The organism is Companilactobacillus halodurans (assembly GCF_009600985.1).
Classification (GTDB): Bacteria; Bacillota; Bacilli; order Lactobacillales; family Lactobacillaceae; genus Companilactobacillus; species Companilactobacillus halodurans.
Genome location: NZ_VDFP01000022.1, coordinates 21680 through 44009 on the forward strand (window position 1 = coordinate 21680; position 22330 = coordinate 44009).

At 36.2% G+C, this 22330-nt stretch carries 18 protein-coding genes and 1 pseudogene; 13 read left to right on the plus strand and 6 right to left on the minus strand.

Annotation, left to right across the window (positions count from 1 at the left end):
- Positions 1–134 precede the first annotated feature (134 nt).
- Positions 135–1570: pseudogene (locus FHL06_RS09790) on the minus strand (C69 family dipeptidase).
- Positions 1571–1695: 125 nt separating this feature from the next.
- Between FHL06_RS09790 and FHL06_RS09795 the strand changes: the two are divergent.
- From FHL06_RS09795 to FHL06_RS09805, 3 genes are all read left to right on the plus strand, one after another.
- Positions 1696–2991, plus strand: a complete 1296-nt coding sequence (locus tag FHL06_RS09795; protein WP_153386159.1) for a nucleobase:cation symporter-2 family protein — start codon at positions 1696–1698, stop codon at positions 2989–2991.
- A gap of 110 nt (positions 2992–3101) precedes the next feature.
- On the plus strand, positions 3102–3878 hold the full coding sequence (locus FHL06_RS09800) for an FAD:protein FMN transferase (protein WP_153386161.1): 777 nt from the start codon (positions 3102–3104) through the stop codon (positions 3876–3878).
- Between the two features lie 131 nt (positions 3879–4009).
- Positions 4010–4801: an FAD:protein FMN transferase gene (locus tag FHL06_RS09805; protein WP_162000287.1), complete on the plus strand. Its 792-nt coding sequence runs from the start codon at positions 4010–4012 to the stop codon at positions 4799–4801.
- A gap of 68 nt (positions 4802–4869) precedes the next feature.
- Here the strand turns inward: FHL06_RS09805 and FHL06_RS09810 are convergent, their stop codons facing one another.
- A complete protein-coding gene (locus FHL06_RS09810) occupies positions 4870–5754 on the minus strand; it encodes an aldo/keto reductase (RefSeq protein WP_153386165.1) in 885 nt (294 codons plus the stop codon).
- A 138-nt stretch (positions 5755–5892) separates the two neighbouring features.
- Between FHL06_RS09810 and FHL06_RS09815 the strand changes: the two genes are divergently transcribed.
- Positions 5893–7779, plus strand: coding sequence for a fructose-bisphosphatase class III (locus FHL06_RS09815; protein ID WP_238334010.1), 1887 nt, complete (start codon positions 5893–5895; stop codon positions 7777–7779).
- Between the two features lie 211 nt (positions 7780–7990).
- Here the strand turns inward: FHL06_RS09815 and FHL06_RS09820 are convergent, their stop codons facing one another.
- Positions 7991–9316, minus strand: coding sequence for a uracil-xanthine permease family protein (locus FHL06_RS09820; RefSeq protein WP_238334011.1), 1326 nt, complete (start codon positions 9314–9316; stop codon positions 7991–7993).
- 212 nt (positions 9317–9528) lie between these two features.
- Here FHL06_RS09820 and FHL06_RS09825 point away from each other — a divergent pair, with 212 nt between their 5' ends.
- The 4 genes from FHL06_RS09825 (at position 9529) to FHL06_RS09840 (ending at position 13547) form a co-directional block, all read left to right on the plus strand.
- Positions 9529–10137: a histidine phosphatase family protein gene (locus FHL06_RS09825; RefSeq protein WP_153386169.1), complete on the plus strand. Its 609-nt coding sequence runs from the start codon at positions 9529–9531 to the stop codon at positions 10135–10137.
- Positions 10138–10147: 10 nt separating this feature from the next.
- Positions 10148–10852, plus strand: a complete 705-nt coding sequence (gene ubiE / locus FHL06_RS09830; RefSeq protein ID WP_162000286.1) for a bifunctional demethylmenaquinone methyltransferase/2-methoxy-6-polyprenyl-1,4-benzoquinol methylase UbiE — start codon at positions 10148–10150, stop codon at positions 10850–10852.
- A 225-nt stretch (positions 10853–11077) separates the two neighbouring features.
- A complete protein-coding gene (locus tag FHL06_RS09835) occupies positions 11078–12043 on the plus strand; it encodes a LacI family DNA-binding transcriptional regulator (protein ID WP_153386171.1) in 966 nt (321 codons plus the stop codon).
- 22 nt (positions 12044–12065) lie between these two features.
- On the plus strand, positions 12066–13547 hold the full coding sequence (locus FHL06_RS09840; RefSeq protein ID WP_153386173.1) for a hypothetical protein: 1482 nt from the start codon (positions 12066–12068) through the stop codon (positions 13545–13547).
- Between the two features lie 631 nt (positions 13548–14178).
- Here FHL06_RS09840 and FHL06_RS09845 read toward each other — a convergent pair.
- Positions 14179–14616, minus strand: coding sequence for an Hsp20/alpha crystallin family protein (locus tag FHL06_RS09845; RefSeq protein WP_153386174.1), 438 nt, complete (start codon positions 14614–14616; stop codon positions 14179–14181).
- A gap of 167 nt (positions 14617–14783) precedes the next feature.
- Between FHL06_RS09845 and FHL06_RS09850 the strand changes: the two genes are divergently transcribed.
- The 4 genes from FHL06_RS09850 to FHL06_RS09865 all read left to right on the plus strand — a co-directional run bounded on the left by FHL06_RS09850 (position 14784) and on the right by FHL06_RS09865 (position 19079).
- The gene (locus tag FHL06_RS09850; RefSeq protein ID WP_153386176.1) at positions 14784–15143 is read left to right on the plus strand and encodes a DUF488 domain-containing protein; all 360 of its coding nucleotides are present in this window, start codon (positions 14784–14786) and stop codon (positions 15141–15143) included.
- A 27-nt stretch (positions 15144–15170) separates the two neighbouring features.
- Positions 15171–16013, plus strand: coding sequence for a helix-turn-helix transcriptional regulator (locus FHL06_RS09855; RefSeq protein WP_238334012.1), 843 nt, complete (start codon positions 15171–15173; stop codon positions 16011–16013).
- Between the two features lie 138 nt (positions 16014–16151).
- Positions 16152–17555, plus strand: coding sequence for an APC family permease (locus FHL06_RS09860; protein ID WP_153386178.1), 1404 nt, complete (start codon positions 16152–16154; stop codon positions 17553–17555).
- Positions 17556–17675: 120 nt separating this feature from the next.
- Positions 17676–19079: an amino acid permease gene (locus tag FHL06_RS09865; RefSeq protein ID WP_162000285.1), complete on the plus strand. Its 1404-nt coding sequence runs from the start codon at positions 17676–17678 to the stop codon at positions 19077–19079.
- 14 nt (positions 19080–19093) lie between these two features.
- On the opposite strand, the gene FHL06_RS09870 is transcribed toward FHL06_RS09865, so the two are convergent.
- Together FHL06_RS09870 and FHL06_RS09875 are read right to left on the minus strand one after the other, a co-directional pair.
- On the minus strand, positions 19094–19867 hold the full coding sequence (locus FHL06_RS09870; RefSeq protein WP_153386182.1) for a TerC family protein: 774 nt from the start codon (positions 19865–19867) through the stop codon (positions 19094–19096).
- A 160-nt stretch (positions 19868–20027) separates the two neighbouring features.
- Positions 20028–21431 carry an Nramp family divalent metal transporter gene (locus tag FHL06_RS09875; protein WP_420360967.1) on the minus strand — a complete coding sequence of 468 codons (1404 nt, stop codon included), beginning with the start codon at positions 21429–21431 and terminating at the stop codon, positions 20028–20030.
- A gap of 280 nt (positions 21432–21711) precedes the next feature.
- Between FHL06_RS09875 and FHL06_RS09880 the strand changes: the two genes are divergently transcribed.
- Positions 21712–22179 (plus strand): hypothetical protein, encoded by a 468-nt coding sequence (locus FHL06_RS09880; RefSeq protein ID WP_153386186.1) that lies wholly within the window; start codon positions 21712–21714, stop codon positions 22177–22179.
- Positions 22180–22330: the final 151 nt, after the last annotated feature.

Below are 22330 nucleotides of genomic sequence, written 5' to 3' on the forward strand. Positions count from 1 at the left end.
ATATCATGACGTTTGGCATAAAAAGGTATGGCACAAAAGTATTGTGAACAAAGGGTTTTTACCCGATGGTATATACCATATTTAATTTTTTATAAATAAAAAAAGCCGAATTTTCATTCGGCTTTAATGCAATATTATAAGTTTTCATCCATATTAAATGTAAGTTTTGATAAATTGATACCCTTAGTATAAAGTTCACCAAAGAAATCAGTTGTCTTATCACGCATTTTCTTAACGATCTTTTGGTTACGATCAGTTAAGAATTCAACTAATTCATCACCTGAATAGTCAGCAGCTAACTTATCTGTTTCAGCAACGAAAGCACGTAATTCTTGACGAATATCTGTTAAATAGTCGATATCATCTTGAATGAATTCACTGTAATTTGATTCAACTAGAACTGAAAGGGCATTGTACATCCAGTAAGCATCTTTGAAATCAAATTTGAGAGAAGCATCATTATATGAAGGATCTGTTTCATTCATATTTGTATAGAATGGAATGTAAGGTGTAAATGTTGGGAAACCGATACATAACCACATGATGCAGCGTATTCTTCGGGAACATCGTTTCTGATTTGAAGAACGTGCGAGTTTTGAGTTCTGTTCAAACCGATTGGACGGTAACGGTGCTTGTCATCATCTGAAGCGTAAGGACTGTATGGATCAAATGGAGTTTCATTATAGTGTGAACCCAAAACATATTCGATGTCATCAACTGAAATCTTGTGTTCAGTCTTCATGATGAATGGTAGTTCACCGTCTTCTGGGTCTTGTTTGATTTCGGGATTGAAATACTTTTGACCGAACCAAACACGTGGAGTGTTATAGTGACGGTCTTTCAAGTTATCTGTACCAAAAATGTGTCTGAAGTTAAAACCAGTTTTATCAGTGTTCAAGTGGTTCTTCTCAACAAATTCTTGAATACCATCAGACCACATGAATTGTGATTTATCGTTGAAATCAACTTGTTGAATTGAGACACGGTTAGCACAAACAGCGTAACTGTCATCAGGAATTCTTTGAGCTACCCAGTGGTGTCCAGTAACGATTTCCATGTACCAAACGTCGTCTTTATCACTGAATAGTAATGAGTTTCCAGCAGGTGAGCCAAATTTTTTGATAAGGTCGCCAGTGCGTTTAACAGCACCCTTAGCTGAGTCGACATAAGGAAGAACCATACGTACGATAACGTCTTCGTCCATACCATCTTTAATTAATGGATCAAAGGCTAAAGCACGTTCGTTACCGTAAGTACTTTCTGTGGCAGACATGGCAACGTTCTTACCATTAATACCACTTTCATCATAGTAACCAAATTTCTTGTAGTCCACGTTAGGAACTGCAGGCCATTTGTAGCCATTTTCTGGAACTTCTGATTCAAAACCGTTAAGCCATGACTTAACTTTACGGCCTTTTTTACCGGTAACGGCTGGATTCAAAACGAAGCTATGTGGAGCAACGGCAAAAAATGTATCGTCGTTTCTAGCAATCATTGTTGATCCATCTAAACTGGCGTTTTTACCAACTAAAATAGTTGTACAAGCGTCATCCAAATGATTCTTATTCATTTTAAGAACTCCTCCTATCTATATTGATTCCATTCTATCATATCTAATCTGCTTAGTTATCCAAACTTGTTCTTTAATATCTTTTATAAATAATGCTATAATTTTCTAAATATGGGAGGACAATAATGGATCTTGATACAAAAAATCAAAGCGATTCTTTTTTAAAGAATTTGCTATTAGGTTTTCAACATTTATTGGCCATGTACTCAGGGGATATTTTAATTCCAATTTTGATTGGTGCTTCTCTAGGGTTTAATGCCAAGGAAATGACTTACCTAATCTCAGTTGACATATTTATGTGTGGTGTGGCAACGTTGCTTCAAATAAAACGCACACCATTAACTGGAATCGGCTTACCAGTTGTACTTGGCTCAGCTGTCGAGTACGTAACGCCGTTACAAAATATTGGTCATCACTTTGGGATAGCTTATATGTATGGTGCCATCATCATTGCGGGTATCTTCATCATGTTGATTTCAAAAGTATTTGCTAAATTAAAAAGATTTTTTCCTCCAGTCGTTACTGGTTCATTAATTACTTTGATTGGTTTTACTTTAATTCCGACTGCTTTTACTAATATTGGTGGTGGGGATGCTGCTGCCAAAAGTTTTGGTAGTTATTCTAATTTGATTTTAGGATTTTCAACTGCGTTAATAATTGTCTTGGTCAGTATTTTTGGTCGCGGCTTTATTAAACAAATTGCGGTTCTAATCGGGATTGTTGCCGGATACTTATTGGGTATCGGCATGGGACAAATTGGCTTTGAAAGTGTAGGACAAGCTCACTGGTTCCAGATTCCACAACCATTTTATTTTGCAACTCCTAAATTTGAATGGTCTTCAATCTTGATTATGCTACTGGCATCATTGACTTGTATGATTGAGTCTACTGGTGTTTATTACGCCTTAGCTGAATTGACTAAGCGTGACTTGTCAGAAAATGACTTGCAACGTGGCTATGCCTCAGAAGGTCTAGCTGCTATCTTGGGTGGTATCTTTAATACTTTCCCATATTCAACCTTTTCTCAAAATGTTGCGGTTGTCCAATTGTCTGGTATCAAAAAGAATAAGCCAGTCTATTTCTCAGCTTTCTTATTGATTATTTTGGGATTGATTCCTAAGGTTGGTGCCGTCGCTGAATTGATTCCATCAGCTGTTTTAGGCGGAGCCATGTTGATTATGTTTGGTACTGTCGGTATCGAAGGTATTAAAATGTTGTCAAAAGTTGAAATGAGTAATAATAATATTATGATTATGGCTGTTTCAATCAGTTTGGGCCTTGGTGTTACTGTTGAGCCAACTCTGTTGCATTTCTTGCCTTCAACAGTTCAAACAATTTTAAATAATGGTTTAGTAGTGGGTAGTTTTTCAGCAATTATTCTTAATTTATTGTTAAATTCTTCTAAAAAGACCGCTAAATAAGCTTCAATTCATTCACAAAGTTTGGTCATATTTTCATCACATTTGGTACGTATACTTATCAATAAATAAGATAAGCGTACGTATTTTTTTTCGACGAAGGAGTGAATGAAATGATTGAATATAAATATATCACCACAGTAATCAATAAGTTTAACTTGCCACTAGAGGTAAAGCTAGCTACTCCAAAGTCATCGATTGATCAAAAGTTGATTGATGAAACGACCGCTCAAATCACAAAGAGACTTGAAGAATACGATGAGGTATTTTCAATTGAAAATAAAAATTCATTTCTATATAAATTCCAAAATGGCGATGAAACAGCATTGATTGTTTCGGACCCCTTCAAAGAGGTCTATGAACAAACGATTATGGCTGAACAAATGACCCAGCATTATTTTAGTTCCTATTATAATGGGAAATATGATCCGATTGGCTTATTGAATGGTTGGACAATCGACAAACTGTTCAATCAATATCTTTTACCATTATTAAGCGTTGATGGTATTGATGGCGTGTCACTTAGATGTGGCGAGGAAGTTCGTCTAGCTAGTCGCCCTAATATTGATTTTCGCTGGCGAGTAGCAATCAAGGATCCAAGAAACCTGAATAATCTCTTGGCTACATATTTTTTACAAAATGGGGCTGTTTCAACTTCTAACGAGATGAAGAGTTTGCGAAATGAAAAAAGTAAGATTGAGCAAGTTACGATTGTTAGCAACAATGCTCTAGATGCCAATATTTGGTCGTCAGCTGGCATTTCAGCCGGAACGAATAAGTTCCCTAGCTTTATTGCTAAATACAGTTTGACGGGCATGATTGTTGATAAAGACAGTGGTTTAATAAATTTCCGAGATGGATTTTCGGATAAAATAGCAATGAAGAAATGAGATTAGTTCATAATCTCATTTTTTTGTGCATCATTTTTTCTAAATTTGGTCATAAATACTTCAAATATCACCATTATAGTTATTTATATAATCAAAAATGATTATTTGATATGAATTCAATGAGGTACATTATGCAAATTAAAAAATATGTTTTTCTTAAAAAAGTAATTAAACAAATGAATATGAAATTTGAATTAAAAATCGCTACAACTAATCCAGACATTATTGTTACTGAACAGTTAAAGGTAGCAACGCAGAGGGTGAATCAAAAGCTGCAGGATATCGATCATGAATTTTCCCAATTCTCGTATGATTCGTTAGTTTCTAGGTTTCAACGTGGCGACCGTCGACTATTACAGTCATCAAAGGATTTTCAGATGGTTTATAACACCGCTACATTGGCTGAGCAAATGACCAATGGACTTTTTTCACCATACTTTGCAGGTAAGTATGAACCTGGAAAAATTGTCGAGACTTGGGCTTTAGGCAAAGTTTTCAAAGATGAGTTGGTACCGTTGCTAAAGAATCCAGAAATTTTTGGCGTCTGGTTAAGTAATGACGAACAAGTTAAGGTCGCTACTAAACAAGAAAGTGACTTCAATTGGTCAATTGATGTCCATGATTTAGATAGTGGCGAGGTTATTTCAACCTATTATCTACAAAACGGCGTTATATCGCAGCAAAAAAATGATTTTGATAGCAATCTACACAAGCAAAAAAGTGATATCAAGCAAGCTATCATCGTAGGAAATAATACCGTTGAAGCTGGAGTTTGGGCTCTAGTTGCCACTTTTAGCGAGGCTTCGGATTTCATATCCTTTGTCGAACACTATAATTTATCCGGATTATTGATTAATAAGGAAAATGAAACTTTGAATTTCAATGATGGTTCAATAGTTCAAGCAGAATCAATGGCGAAATAAAAAAGGCAGAGCAATCAATTTTGATTGTTCTGCCTTTTAACGTTCTAAAAAATTATTTATATGTAAAATTAATCGTCCCAGTCTTCAACTTCATCTTTGTAACCATCAGGATTACCGCTCCAGAAGAAGTCACCATACCAAAGGCTTCTCTTATCTGTATCAAAACCGTTGATTTCTTTCATGTCGGCGTCACTTAATTCAAAGTCGTAGACATCGGAATTTTGAACGATTCTTTCTTCGTGAACTGACTTAGGAATTGTGATGATACCATTTTGAAGATCCCAACGTAGGATAACTTGAGCGACTGACTTGTTATATTTGTCAGCAATCTTCTTCAAACGACTGTCGCCAAGAACAGAACCGCCACCAAGTGGAGACCATGCTTCAAGATAGATATCATTTTCATCACAGAAGTTCTTGATATCAACTTCTTGGCAAAGTGGATGGAATTCCATTTGGTTAACAGCTGGTTTAACTGAACCGTGCTTGAGGATATCCTTTAATCTTTCAATATTGAAGTTAGAAACACCAATTGCACGTGCTTTTCCTTCTTTATAAATCTTTTCAAGAGCGCGCCATGTGTCCATGTATGTGCCATCAACTGGCCAGTGAATCAAGAGTAGATCTACATAGTCTGTTTGCAATCTCTTTAGTTGGCCTTCGAAGTTGTCGAGAACTGATTGATAGCCTTGGTCGCCATTAAAGATTTTTGTTGTTAGAAAGATATCTTCACGTTTGAGACCATTATCTGCAAAACCTTTTTGTAATCCTTCACCGACACCAGTTTCATTACCGTATTGTTTAGCAGTATCAATAGCTTTATATCCGTGTTTCAATGCCCATTGAACAGCTTGGGATGCACCGGAATTGTTAACTTTCCAAACACCCATTCCTAATTGAGGCATGTCAACGCCATTATTCAAAGTTACTGTAGAATCCAATTTTAAATTCATATTCTAACCCTCCATAATTATAATTTTAACGCAAATATTATTGGGATACTTGGAAATAAACTTGGTATTTGGTATTGTTTATTTGTATACGCTGTCAGTTAAGGACTTTAACGTATTTGGGGGAAGGTGTATCACACAATGATGGAAATGGATAAAGAATTCACAAATGACGATGAAATTAAATCTGAAATAATAAATTTATCAGCAATTTTAAAATTGCCTAAGGGGACCGAAGCCCATGTTAGTGACATTCATGGACATGATGAAAAGTATTCAAATATCATTCGTAGTGGTGCTGGAAATATTAGTCGTAAAGTAAGTGAACTTTTTAATGGCCAATTGACCACAATTAATCAGAAAAAATTAGTTTCTTTGATTTATTATCCTGAAGAAATTCTCAAAAAAGTGATTGCTGAGTTTAATGAAGATAATGATAAAGAACAATGGTACTTTGGTACCATCAACGAATTGATTCAAATCTTAAGGTATGTTTCTAACAAACATCCCGAGCACATTATTAATGAAGCGTTAGATAAAAAATTTAAGGATTTAGTTAAAGAATTAATTTTTAATGACTTGAATGCTGAGGATAAACGTCAGTATTATCAAGAAATCGTTAAGGGCTTGATTAAGTTAAATGTTTCTAACGATTTTATCTTAGTCATCTGTCACGCCATCCAAAAATTAGCTATTGAACGGATTCATATTCTAGGGGACGTCTATGATTTTGGACCTCATCCAGATTTGATAATTAAGCAGTTAGGTAATAGTTGGCAAAACTTTGACTTCGAGTGGGGCAATCATGATGTCTTGTGGATGGGAAGCGTCGCCGGTTCGAAATTATGCATGCTTAATTTGATTCGCATCAGTGCGCGCTACCATAACTTGGGATTGCTAGAAAACGTTTATGGCATTGATTTAACTTCATTGATTAGATATGCGCTCAATCGTTATATTTCACTGCCAAACTTTGAACCCAAAGTGGTCGTTGATGGTGAATCAGACGATGAAAGAAATATTGATAACTGTGTTCAGCAGGCGGCAGCTATCATGCAATTTAAGCTAGAAGGTCAAGCCATCAAGCGTCGTCCAGAATTTAAAATGGATGATCGGTTGTTTTTAGATAAACTGAGTTCAGATCGTAAGAAGGTTACGATAGATGGGAAGAGTTATTCAATTGAAAATGGTTGTTTCCAAACCGTTAATCCAGCTAAGCCTTATCAAATCACTAATAGTGAACGAGTTGTTTTGATAGATTTGATCAATCAGTTCACGCAATCAAAGAAATTAAATCAAGATATGCGTTTTATGGCCAATAATGGTTCGATGTATGCCAAGCATAACGACAATCTTTTATTTCATGGCTGCATACCAGTTGATAATCAGGGTAATTTTGTAGAGATGACTTTGGATGGCCAAAGATATTCTGGTAAAGAATTGAGTGATTACTTTGAATTCATTTTGAAAGATGGACTGAGACATCCAACAACAGGCGATTGCTGGAATTCGGACGTGATCTGGTATCTTTGGGAGGGCGCTAATTCTCCATTATTCGCTAAAGACAAGATGAGAACTTTTGAACGTTACTTTATTAGTGATGACAAATTACAGCAAGAACATCACAATCCATTTTTCAAATTAAGTCATGAAGAATGGTTCGTAGACAAAGTATTAAAGGAGTTCGGCTTAGGTCGGCGTGGTCATATTATTAATGGACATACGCCTGCAAAAGAGGTGCCGCCAGTTCGGGCCAATCAAAAATTTATCATGGTCAACGGAATGTCGGAGTCAAAAGTTGGTGCTGATGTGAAGAATTATGCTTTGTTGATTGATTCTTATGGGATGTTGTTGGAGACGCTTAAGCCATTTACTTCTCGTGAGGAAGTCATTAAGTATATGGCTGATATTACTGAGGACAGGGATGTTGTTGAGTATTCTTCTGAAAGGAAGACTATTGGCGATACTGAATATGGCGAGGATATAAAAAAGCAGATAGAATTTCTATCTGCTCGGTTGGATGATTGAATTATTTATGATTAATTTATGGGAGGAATGGTCTCTATTGATTAGAGGATTGTTCCTCCTTTTTTGTTTCGGTGAACTGAACGCTTCTATGTTTTATAGTGGAAACGAGCTCCAGTGGGGCAACTCCCTGCACCTAAGGCTATTTCCCATCTCGTCTGCTACGCAGCCAAGCTGTGAAATTGTCTTAGGCTCCGGGAGCTGACCGCCCCACTTACGCTCTCTTGTTTTTCCATTCGTCTTTATCTTCGTCCCAATTCTCTGATAAAGCATGTTTAGGTAGAATTAGGTTCAAAATAATTCCAACTACAGTGGCAACTCCGACTCCTGTGAATTGGAAGCTTCCTATTTGTAGATAGGCGTTTCCGATTCCTATTACTAAGATAACTGAGGCTATCATTAGGTTGCGTTTTTCGTTGAAGTCGACTTTGTTGTCTACTAGGATTCTCAAACCACTGGATGAGATTACTCCGAATAAGACAAAACTGATTCCGCCGATTACTGGTCCGGGGACGGTTTGGATTAGGGCACTTAATTTGCCGACGAATCCAAACAAAGCGGCGAAGACGGCTGCTCCTAAGACTACGTAAACACTGAAGATTTTATTGACGGCCATAACGCCGATATTTTCTCCGTATGATGTGACAGGAGGACCACCTAAGAAGGCAGCTACGATTGAGGCTGTACCATCACCGGCTAAAGTTTTATGGAGGCCGGGATCTTTAAAGAAATCACGGTTGGTCAATTCATCAAGCACCATGATGTGGCCTAAGTGCTCTGCCATTGTGACAAAGGCTATCGGCGCAAAGCTCAGGATGGCGCCCCAATAAATTTTCTTGGGCATGTAATTGATAAACATCGTATCAAAAGCTGGTAGTTTGAACCAAGGCGTGGAGACTACTTTGGAGAAGTCGACGATACCTAAGGCTAATGCTAAAACGTATCCGCCAATGATACCTAGTAAAATAGCAATATTACTCCAGAATCCTCTTAGATACATGTTGAGAAGAACTGTTAAAAAGAGGGTGAACATGGCGACACCAAAGTATTTGATGTCATAATGCGACCCATTCATCATGGCGTTATCAGCAGCTGAACCAGCAACTGACATCCCAATCACGATAACGATTGGTCCTACGACGATGGGTGGCAAAGCTTTGTCGATCCAATCAGAACCGATAAAACCAACGATAAGTGAAACGATTAAGTAGACGCACCCAACGGCAATAGTACCTTGAGCAACACCTGGATAACCGACTGTTTTCATCAAAGAGACCATCGGCACAATGAATGAAAAACTAGAACTCATGTAAGCTGGAATCTTACGATGAGTAATTAAAATATGAATGATAGTTCCAACACCGGAACTAAAAAGTGCAATACTTGGATCTAGTCCAACCAATAGCGGAACGAGGACTGTGGCACCAAACATTGAGAATAAGTGCTGTAATGATAAGAAGGCCCAACTGCTAAGTGGTGGTTTTTCATAGACATCTAAGACTGCATCTGGATTGCGATACTGCTTATTATTTGTGTCCAAAATGAACATCTCCCCACGTTTTATTGCAAAAAAATAGCCCTCTATCCCGTGTATGCGAAATAAAAGACTGAACGTGTTTCCTTATTAGCCTCACGGGACCAAGATTTAAAGGACTATTTGATTTCTTTAACTATAATTGAGTTGCAAACTAAAGTCAACAATGAAATACTTAGAGTTGTAATTTTAAAGCGCTAACACAGAGGAGAAATTTTATGGTCGAACTATATATTGTCAGACATGGAGAAACTGATACTAATTATGAAAATCGTATCAACGGAATGTCGACAGATATGCCATTGAATGCCAATGGTATCAAGCAAATTGAAGAATTAAAAAAGCATCTTGATATTAATAAATTTGATGAGGTTTATTCAAGTCCATTGAAACGAGCAATGCAAACTGCTGAAATTTTGAATCAAGGCGTACATGAAGTCCAACAAGATAAACGACTTTATGAAGCTGATTACGGTTCATGGGATGGCATTAGAGAAGAAGACTTGGTTGATAAGTATCCTGATGCCTTCGATGAGAATAACTATTTATTGCCAAGCTATACGAAGTACGCTAAAAATGGCGAAGAATATGCTGACGTCTACAAACGTGTTGAAGATTTTATGGACGATATGGGAAAAAAGGGCGACGAGAAGATTATGGTCGTGTGTCACGGATTCGTTAGTCGTTCATTCTTAAAAGTTGTCACTGGTGCAGATGATATTTCACGTATCATTCAACCTGATAACGGTGGAGTTTCAAAATACACCATTTCAAAGAGCGGCACTAAATATATCAACTACTATGGACGTGTGAACAACATCGATTAGAGGTGGACATGTGAGTCTAACTAATAAAGTTCCAGAAAAAGATGTTCAAAAAACTTTTAATAAAATTGCGAATCAATATGATAAATTGAATTCGATCATGAGTCTTGGCACTCATCAAAAATGGCGTCAAAAGGCTACGCAAAGGATTGTTAATGGTCCAAACGAAATTTTAGATCTTTGTTGTGGAACGGCTGACTGGACGATTATGTTAGCTAAAAGGTATCTCCATGCAAAAGTTATCGGACTTGATTTCAGCTCTGAAATGTTGAAAATTGCGCAACAAAAGGTTGGTAAAAATCAAGTCACCAATGTTATTTTACAAAGTGGCGATGCAATGAATCTACCTTTTCCTGACAATCAATTCAGCGTTATAACGATAGGATTTGGCTTACGCAACGTGCCTGATGCCAAACAAGTATTGAGTGAGATTTATCGAGTTTTAAGACCAGGTGGGCAATTGATCTGCCTAGAGGCTTTCAAAGTTGAAACGCCAGTCGTTAAATTAGGTTGGCAAGTTTACTTTAATCAAATAATGCCATTAATGGGTAAAGTCTTTGCTAAAAGTAAGCCGGAATATCAATATTTGGATGATTCAGTTAATAAATTCGTCAGTATCAAACAATTAGCTGAAATGATGCAAGAAGTTGGCTTTAAAAATATTCAAGTTGATGACTTGATGTTTAAAGCCGCAGCCATCCATTCAGCAGAAAAATAGCATAAAAAAAGAACACCCGGGGAAGGTGTTCTTTTACTTTTAGGGGATTAAATATATATGTTATAGGGGGGATGAGATGAGAATTTCTATCTCTCATCTACAACTAATACTATACTTAAGAAGTGTGAACCAATTATTTTGAAAATATGAAGAAAGTGTGAAGATTAATATTTATTGATAATATTATTTGTAGCAAGCTAACAATTGTCAAATAGGGGTGGTTAAATGTCAAATATTCGAGATGTTGCAAAACTTTCTGGTCATTCAGTTTCAACAGTGTCACGCGTGATCAATCACCGTGGATATGTTTCAAAGACAACGAAACAAGAAATTTTAAAAGCCATGGAACAAGTCGACTATCATCCAAATGATGTGGCTAGAGCACTAAGTACTGGCAAAACTCATACAGTTGGAGTAGTTTTACCATATATAAGCATCCCTTATTTCCAAAAGTTGGTTTCCGCGATTACTAAAGTTGCTTTTAAGGAGAATTACCAAGTAACTTTATTACCGTCAGATTATAATAAGAAAAATGAGATTAATTATTTAGAAATGTTGAAGCATCGGGCTTTTGATGGTTTGATTTTTACTTCTCGTTCCATTTCATTTGAGAAAATTTTGGAATACCGCCAATATGGCAACATTACTTGTTGCGAAGATACTTTTGATTATCCCATTTCATGCGCCTTCACTAATCGTGAATCCTCCTATATTAATGCTTTTCAAATCATCAAGGATTTAGGTTATCGGCATATCGGCGTTACGGCTAGTAGAAATGAAGAATCTAGTCCAACGACTAGGCTGACAAAATCAGCTTATTGCAAGGTCTTTAAAAAAGAGGTCGATAAAGATCATTTTTTTAAAGGGGTACTAGATTTTGAAAAGGGAGCCGATGCTGCTAAGCAGTTGATAAAAGCAGACCCCAATTTAGAAATTGTCTTTGCGAATAGTGACCAAGTCGCTGCAGGCTTGATTCGACAATTTCAAAGAATGAATATTGAATTGCCAGTAGTAGGTCAAGAAAATCTTGATTATAGCAAACTCATGGATTTTTCAACAGTGGACCACCATCTAACAGAAATAGGTGAATATGCCTTTTGGTCTGTCTTTGAAAAAGGAATCGTTAAAAAAATGATAACGTCTGATTTTATTGAACGCGGTATTTTAGAAAAGCAAAGCCAACAACAATAATAAAAGATTGAGAGAAAAATTTATGCGTGATTTGAAACGAATTATCGACGATGGTAAATTCATTTATTTAAATGATAGTCCCCTCCAAAATTATCCACATGATAAATTGATTGAATTGTTAAGTGATTACTATGATAAGGAACAGACTGTTTCTTCAGTGATTAATTATCATCAATTAAATATGCGAGCTCGTGATTTATCACTGGCGCTGCCTTATTTTAAGACAGATGTTTCATGTCCGTATGATAAAGCCAAAATGTTGCAACGTTTGCCGTCGAGAAGCAGCAGTCTTCAAAATGGGACAAAGATTTGTCCTAGTTGTGGTCATCAAATTTTTGCAGAATATAATTATAATACGATTTGTGAATGCCCTAATTGTCAGGCTAAACGAATTGATTTTCAAAATGATTTAGAAAAAATGTATCAAGAAATCAGACCCGTAATATATGAGAAAATTAATTTAAAAGGAAAAATTGAATTAGCGGCACTTTTAGAAGAATTCTCAATTAATAATTTCGATGACTTTGGACCATTTAGGTTAACTTATGGAAATTTTCCCATGCAGGTGGTGGAAGATTTAGCAGATAGAAAAATTATTGTTCCATCTAGTCAAAATATTCCTGAAGCTTTTGAGAAGGCAGATTTTAAAAAAGGCATTATGAATTTTGATTTATTTAAAATTCGTTGGCGTTTGAATGTTAAAATTTCCAATTTGAATAAAAGTCAAACTCTGAATCGAGTCAAACAGGTAGATGGTATCGATGCTGACGATGATGAAATAAAAGATTTATATCGTGAGATTGCCTTAGGCGTTTTGGATGGTTATCTTGAGAGTTTTTATGAGATTTTTTCCAAAAATACTGAAGAAGAGCTTGATGAGTTATATGCCAGTGTAGCTGCTTGGACACAAGAATATACGCCACATGCCATTCAAAAGATTAACAATGAACTTATTAATGAAAGTAATAGTGTTGAAAAAATACGATCAAGCGATGAACCAACTTCAAAATATTTAAATATGCTTGATCGAAAACTCCAAAAAAGAGGTCATCAAAAAATAACGGGAAATTCCTCGCTGGTAAATGCAGTTACTCAAGTTTTCTTTGAACAATTTTTAGGTGATGACGACTGGGACAATGTTTTGATTCCTGTTGGTCGCCAAAGTGCTAGAAGGATGCCACCATTTATCTTAGATACAATGCTAGAAAATATTGAAACAGACGTGAAAGTAATTCCTGAGTTGATTGGTAATGCTCAATCTTATTCCATTACGAAATTAGGAGTTTGTCTAAATTATCCAAAGGCAAAATCTAAATTGATTACTGATGAATTGACAGCTTATCAGTTTGTGAAAGATCAATCTGAAATCCAAGCCGCTGATGATTGGTGGGAAATTGAGAAGTTTGGCTATCAAATCGATAGTTTCTATTCGTTAAATTTTATTTTAGAATTGATTAAATATCTGAAAAAAAGCTCGGTTCAAGAAGTTTTACAAAGAATTTAGCAAGCAAAAAGGACATCCTTGGGGAAGGATGTCCTTTTTTAGGGGATTAAATATTGTTATAGGGGGGATACGAAAAGAGCTTGCACTCTTAACAGTTTATATTTCCGGCTTATCATGAAATTTTTATTTTTAATTATTAACTATACGAAACCTGGATAGCCCAGTTTGATAAGTCTTTAAATTTTATAAATTCTTTGTCCTTTTGTGGCAAAATGCCACATCCCATCAGAGTAGAGATATTCCACTCTGCAACTATTAGTATAGCTTATTTTTAATTCAACTACTACCGACAGATGCTCAAATTCACATAAAAAAAAACACCTCGGGGAAAGGTGTTTTTTAATTAGGGGATTAAATATATATATGTTATAGGGGGGATGAGAAAAGGGATTATTTATATCTCTCATCTACAAATACTATGTTACTTAATCTTTATGAATTATATATTTATAAAATGTGAAGATTTTGTGAAATAATAAAAGCCTTTCCAAAATTAAGAGAAATAAATAGCCATGACAATTAAAAATAATCGTCATGGCTATTGGAGCTTTGGAAAGTTGAGTATGTTTATACTGCTTTCTAGAATATTTGTAAGTCTATATTTAATTGATAGGATCTATCGTGATATTAATTAATCGATATCAACGTGGTGTCCAGAATCTTTTTTATCTTCCAATTTTGGAAGTGTGATTTGTAAGACACCCTTATCATATGAAGCTTGAATATTTTCTTGATCAACTGCAGGGAGGTGATATTGTCTCATGAAACGGCCACTTGAACGTTCGCTCATAATCATATCGCCATTCTTGTCGTTATGATTATTGAAACTATCACGGTGACCACTAACAGTGAGCACATCGTTTTCATAATTGATGTCGATATTCTTCTTATCAAAAGCCGGCATATCGACGTGAACTTCATAATCTTTATCTGTTTCTTTAATATCAGTCTTTAGATTTGAATCTTCTGGGAAATTGTTGTCAAATATGGATGGAACACCATTCATCCAAGAATCATTATTGAACCAGTTTCTCATCAAATTGTTACGATCCATAATATCATTTGCCATATTATTTACTTCCTTTCCCTCATTACAAATACATTATAAGACCCCTCAGATGGAAAGTTCAAGAATTTAGCACTCTTAATTGTCGAGTGCTAAATTCCTCAAAAAATAAGTAAAAAATAACGGTATTTGGTGTGATACAATTAAAATTGAATAAAGAAGGTTTTGAAATGACAAAATTGATTTTGAAGCGTATCTATGACAAAGAATTACCAGCAGGCTACCGTGTTTTAGTAGATCGTCTTTGGCCACGAGGCATGTCTAAAGTAAGAGCCAATTTGGATCTTTGGGCAAAACAAATTGCTCCAACGTCTGAACTACGTAAGTGGTTTAGTCATGACCCAAATAAATATGCGGAGTTTAAAGAAAAGTACTTGACCGAAATTAAGGATAATCCTTATACGGAAGAATTTTTAAACGATATAACTGCTGCTTTAAAAAAGCAAGATGTTTTGATTTTATATAGTGCCAAAGATGAGGAACACAATGATGCAGTTGTCCTGATGGAATATCTAAATTCAAAAATTTAAATATTTTAGATTGGTTGGCTAATGGTTATGGAAGAATTCGATCTACGTTCTCTAATATCTAGTGATGATAAAACTTTAATCCGTCTATTGCAGTCTTATGCTAAAACAAATGAGATTGCCGTTTTTGTTTTGAGCAATGATGATCATTTGCAGACGGATATTTTTGGCGACTTATTAGAAAAAAAGACCTTGCTAAAAATAAATGATCAATTTGACTTATCTCAATTAAGTATTAATAAATTTAAATATAATATCGAATATTCTGATGAGCCTTTAAGAATAGCTTCGATAAATCAACGAGTAGGGAAAGTCTGCGTAGCCCATGATGTGAAATTTAAAACGGGTCCAGAACACCTTTGCTTGATGCAGCATTTACAAAAACATGCTGCTTTTTTGCGTCAGTTGATTGAAAGCGCTTCAAAATTAATAATTAAAGATCGTGGAATCGATGATTTTCTTATTAGACATTATAATGTCAATGAAACGATTAGCGAGTTAAGTGAAAGTGAAGGTTGTGCACTTCAAAAAATCAAAGGGATGTCGACTGCCAATAGTTCAATTATTTCGGCGATTTCATATATTGATAATAATTTAAATAAACATTTAACGCTCGACCAAGTTTCAGGAAAGGTTTATTTGTCTGACTATTATTTTAGTAAATTATTCAAAAAAGAAACTGGTTTGAGTTTTTCAGTTTATCTCAACGCACGTAAAATTCAAAAGGCGATGCTCCTTTTAAAGGAATCTGATAAAAGCGTTCAAAAGATTTCTGAAGCATTAGGATTCACGAGATTAAGCTACTTCAGTCAGACGTTTAAGAAATACACTGGGTACGCACCCACTAAGTATCGAACAGGAAGCAATAAATAAATAATTATATAGGTATTTATAACTAGTAATCTTTGATAGCAATATTAGAAGATTACTTTTTTTGTGCAAAATATTGTAGTAAACTTTAAACTTAGTGTACTTTAGAACTTTTTTGTGCATTTTTAAGGAGAGATTTTAATGAAAAATGTCTTTAAAAAGGAGTCAGTCGATACTTATCTAAAAGCTGACTCAAGACTAACCCGAACTTTAGGAGCACGTGATTTGTTGGCACTTGGGATTGGGGCTGTAATTGGGACTGGTATTTTTATTTTACCGGGACATGAAGCAGCTCGTCATGCCGGACCAGCAGTTGCCATTGCCTTTTTGATTGCGGCGTTAGTTTCGGGACTAGTAGGAATGGCCTATGCAGAGTTTTCCTCAGCTATGCCAGTCGCTGGTTCAGCGTATTCTTTTGGGGCAGTTATCTACGGCGAAGTTGTCGGCTGGGTCCTTGGTTGGGCCTTGATTCTGGAGTATTTTTTGACAGTTTCTGCCGAGGCCGTTGGATTTGCTTCATATTTTAACAACAATATTTTAGGGGCCTTTGGCGTCACAATGCCAAAATTCTTGTCAGCCGGGCCCTTAGAAGGTGGTGGAATCAATCTTTCGGCCACCTTAATTGTGTTAGTGATTGCCGTGATTATTTCTCATGGAGCCAGTCTCTCCAAAAAAGTTGAGAATGTGGCTGTTTTAGTTAAGGTAGCGATAATTATTTTGTTCATCGTTGTCGGTGCTTTTTATATCAAGAGCAGCAATTATGTACCATTTTATCCTAAAGAGTTTCAAACTAAGCCCTTTGGATTAGGTGGCTTGTCCACAGCTACAGCGACCGTCTTCTTTGCCTTCGTCGGTTTTGATGCCTTAGCAGCTAATTCAGCTGAGACCGTTAATCCAAAAAAAGACGTCGTTAAAGGAGTCTTAGGAACCGTCGTCGTCGCTGTCATCTTGTACGTAGGCTTCTCATTTGTTTTGACAGGAATCGTTAATTATAAGCAACTCAATGTTGACGATCCGGCTGCCTATGCGTTGAAAGTCGTTCATCTGAATACTTGGAATAAACTGATTACGCTTGGAGCATTAGTGGGTATTTTTACCTCGTTGTTGACCATGTTCTTTGGTGGCTCACGGCTAGTTTATGCCTTAGGGAGAGATGGATTGTTGCCCGAAAAAATGGGTGAAGTCGATGAAAAGTTTTCGGTCCCTAAAAATGCTATTATTGTCGCAACAATCGTTCAAGCAATTTTTGCTGGGTTAGTGCCATTGACGCAATTGACTGAATTGATCAATGCCGGAACGCTTTTAGCATTTATTTTTATCTCATTTGGGATTATTCCCTTACGTAAACGTAAAGACATTCCAAACGACGGTTTCAAAATGCCATTTTATCCAGTCCTACCAATTTTTGCTGGTTTAGCCAGTCTTTATTTCTTACTAATGCTGCCAAGCATCTCTAAGATTACGGTTGGAGTTTGGTTAGTTATCGGAATCATCGTTTATCTAACTTATGGGCTAAAACATTCAAAATTACAGAATAGGAAATAGAGTTAGCAATCATTGATTGCCAGCTCTATTTTTTTATTATTAGAAAATCTCTTTTTTTATTAGAAAAATAGTAGTAAAATTTTCACTTAATGTAAGTCCATTTTGAGAGGAAGCCTTGTCGTGCGAGATATTTTTAAGAAGCAATCTGTAGATAACTATTTAAAAACAGATGCCAGATTGACCAAAAGTCTGACAGCTCGGGATTTATTGGCATTAGGAATCGGTGCCATTATCGGAACTGGTATTTTTATCCTACCAGGACATGAAGCAGCTCAGCACGCCGGACCAGCAGTTTCCATTGCCTTTTTGATTTCAGGAATTGTAGCTGGAGTTGTGGGGATGGCTTATGCGGAATTTTCATCTGCCATGCCCGTTGCCGGTTCAGCTTACTCGTTTGGATCAGTTATTTATGGCGAATCAGTCGGTTGGATTTTAGGCTGGGCTTTGATTTTGGAATATTTTTTGTCCGTATCAGCTCAAGCAGTAGGTTTTGCTTCATATTTCAACAATAATATTCTAGGAGCGATTGGGATTCATCTGCCCAAATTTCTCTTAGCGGGGCCGATGGAAGGTGGCGGCATCAACTTATCGGCAACCTTGATAGTCTTGATTATTGCCTTTGTCATCGCCCATGGAACGAGCTTATCTAAGAAGGTTGAAAATGTTGCAGTCGTTGTAAAAGTTACAATCATCGTCTTATTTATCGTTGTTGGGGCCTTTTATATCAAGTCGAGCAACTATGTTCCCTTTTACCCCCAAGAATTTCATTCTTCACCCTTTGGCTTAGGCGGACTCTCGACGTCAGCAGCAACAGTTTTCTTTGCTTTTATCGGATTCGATGCCTTAGCTTCCAATTCAGCGGAAACTATCAATCCAAAAAAAGATGTTGCTAAAGGAATTATCGGGACCGTCGTTATAGCGATTATTTTATACGTAGCATTTTCGTTAGTCTTAACTGGAGTAGTCAATTACAAACAGCTAAACGTCGATGATCCAGCGGCCTTTGCTTTAAAAACTATTCACCTTAATATGTGGAATAAGTTGATTACTATCGGCGCTTTAGTCGGAATTTTTACCGCTTTATTAACGTTATTCTTCGGTGGTTCCAGACTAGTTTACGCTTTAGGCCGCGATGGTTTGTTACCTCAAAAAATGGGTGAGGTCGATATGAAATACTCCGTCCCTCGTAACGCCATTATTGTAGCTACAGTCGTTCAAGCGTTCTTTGCTGGTCTTGTTCCATTAACGCAATTGACTGAACTAATCAATGCCGGAACGCTTTTGGCTTTTATCTTTATATCCTTTGGAATCATTCCTTTAAGAAGAAGAAAAGATATTCCAAATGACGGTTTCAAAATGCCACTTTATCCAGTTTTACCAATTTTTGCTGGTTTAGCGAGTTTGTATTTCTTGTTGATGTTGCCTAAATCATCAAAAATCACCGTCGTTATTTGGCTAATTATCGGAGTAATCGTCTACTTTACATATGGTTTGAAACATTCGAAACTGCAACAAAAAAAGTAATCCCAATTAAGAGATTACTTTTTTTTGCTTTTAGGAGCTTTATTATTATTAATTTGGTGAATTATCAAGGTAACGATAATTGCTGCCACTAATACGCCAACGAAGACGAGATTAGGGATTTCAATATCAATTGCCGGAATCGATAAGAACAATTTAATTGAGATGAATAGAATCAAGAAGTAAGCCATTCCGTTTAATTCAGGAATCTTGTTCATCAAGCCCATGATAAGTTCAGCGATACCTCTCATGGCTAAGATACCAATCATACCACCGATCAAGACGATGACAGGGTTACTGGAAACAGCCAATGAAGCTAGAACTGAATCAATTGAGAAAACAATATCCATCAATTCAATGGAAATAACTACTTGCCAGAAATTAGAAATGTGCAAATGTCTTTCTAGCGCATTGCCAGGCTTCTTTCTTTCCTTAGGGACTTCAACTTTCTTGTTGCGATCTAAGAAGAAGTGTTTGATGAAAAGATAGAAGAGATACAAAGCACCGAAGACTTTGATCAACCAGAAATCAATCAGGTAGACCCCAATTCCGATAACCAAGAATCTGAAGATATAGGCACCGAAGAGGCCATAAAATAAGGACTTCTCCTGTTCCACTTTATTTGGCAATGATTGTGTCTGAGCGGCTAAAACAACCGCATTATCTACAGATAAAATACATTCCATGACCACCAATGATAAAATAACTAGCCAATCTTCCCCCGATTCAATCACGGTTGCCCAGTTATTAAGGTCAAAGAACGGGCCGTACATATTTACAAGTGCATTCAATCAATATTCCTTACTTTCTATTTGTTTTGTTGAATAAATAATAACAGATAGTGTTATCTATTTACAATTAGTCTTGAAAAACTTAACGAAAAGCTTTCTTTTTCAAAAAAATACAGCCTGATAATCGTAATTTGATTATAGACTGTAAAATGATAAATATTTAAGCACCTGGAACAATAGTTGTGTAAATCAACCAAATATTTAAAATGGTCAAAACTATCGCAATAAAGTAACCTACGTATTCGGTAACTTTACCATTGGCAAATTCACCCATCAGTTCTTTGTTACTTGAGAACTTAATCAATGGGAAAATCGAGAATGGCAAGGCGACACTCAAGAATACTTGTGAGAATGTTAGTAGCGATTCGATTTTAGCTTCATTACCGTGGAAGACGATGGCAAAGGTAATAACAGGGATGATGGAAATCAAACGAGTAATTACACGTCTTGCCCAAAGCTTCATCTTCATGTGGATGAAACCTTCCATAACGATTTGTCCTGATAGCGTACCTGTGATAGTTGAGTTTTGACCAGAAGCTAGTAGGGCAACGGCAAACAGAATACTCAACGCAGGACTGGCAACAGAACCAGCGACTTTAGGATCTTGTAAAGCATTGAAGAGGTCAACGAAACGACCTAAATCACTCTTAGTACCAAAGAATAGTGCAGCACCAAGTAAGAGAAGCAAAGTATTAACGATAAAAGCTAAAGTTAATTGAATATTTGAATCCCAAGTAGAAAATCTAACGGCTTGGTGAACGCTCTTTGGATCATTACGATCATATTTTCTAGCTTGTGAAATTGAAGAATGCAAGTATAAATTGTGAGGCATAACCGTTGCACCAACGATACCTAATGAAATATAAAGCATGCTTTGGTTTTGAAGGATTTCTGGATCTGGTACGAAACCAACGACCATTTGTCCCATGTTTGGCTTGGCTAAAATAACTTCATATAAGAAAACAGCTAAGATAACCATAATAAGTGCAGCAACGATTGCTTCGATTTTTCTAAAGCCTAATTTCATTAGGACTAATAGTAGCAATACGTCAAATGCGGTGATGATGACACCCCAGAGGACTGGGATGTTAAATAGTAATTTTAAAGCAATGGCGGAACCAATAATTTCAGCAATATCAGTTGCCATAATGGCTAATTCGGTGATTATCCAAAGAATGAAACCTCCGACTTTACTAGTTCTATCTCTAGTAAGCTGGGCTAAGTCTCGTCCTGTCACAATGCCTAGTTTAGCTGCCATGTATTGTAAGAGCATCGCAATTAAACTAGAAATTAAGATAACGGATAATAGTTTGTACTTAAATTGGGCACCACCAGCAATCGATGTTACCCAGTTACCTGGATCCATGTAACCCACGGCAACTAAAGCGCCTGGACCACTATAAGCTAATAATGTTTTAAAGAAACCAGCATCAGTCGGAACTTCTACGGTGTCATTAATTTCTTCCAATGAAGGGCCATTAGCATAATGGATTAGACCTTCGTGTTTTTCCTTTTTATCACTCAAGTTTATATCCCCCTTTTTTAACTCAACATATAATATCATGTTAGAGCCTTACTTTAAAGGAAATAAACTAAATAATTAAGTCTCCCTAACAATTGTCTTCTATAAACCAATCAATCAGGCTAATGTAAGCGCATATCAATATTCTAATAGATTTAGGAAGCGTGAATTCTCCAAAACGTCAAAATTGATATAATAATTGGCAATACTTTCGGACCAGCTTCCTGTTTTTCATACGTGAGTACGATACAATATAGGTAAGAATTAATTTTGAAAAAATCAAGCTACTTAATTATAATGACTAGAAAAGGGATAGAGTTAAATGAGTGTAATACTATTAATTGTTGATATCATCTTTCTAATCGGGGCTGTCTTCAATGTTTATTGGCAGTCACAAATTGAAATAAGATCGATTTATAAAATTTCGTCACTGATCTTTGCAGCCTTTATTGGCGCTTGGTTGTTAGTGGCACCAACTGGACAATTATCATATATCGTTATGGTAGCGTTGTTTATGTTGCTTAATATCATGAATGGAGTCGGCGGCGTTGGCGAAAAGAAAATCGTCTTAAACGGCTTTTATTCAGGTGTCCTCGATTATGCCCAAGTGGTTCATGTAACTTTGATTCCCATTGAGATTCAAGGACGCAGGCCAAAAGTTGCCGTGATTTTTAATACGAAGAGACCACAACAAGTTGAAATGAACTTCAATATTTCTTATAAGGAAATGCAAAAGTATCTTCAAAAGAAATTATCTAATGAAGCTTCCGTTGAAGTTGGACAAATTTAAATATAAATTTTGATATCAAAAAAGCGGCTGTTCGTCAAATTAAGTTGATGGCAGTTTACATAAGCAGTTAGATCATAATTGGTCTAGCTGTTTTTTATTTGGCTGACGAGCTTGCTCGGAGCCAAAAAATTTGAAGATTGATACGCTTAAT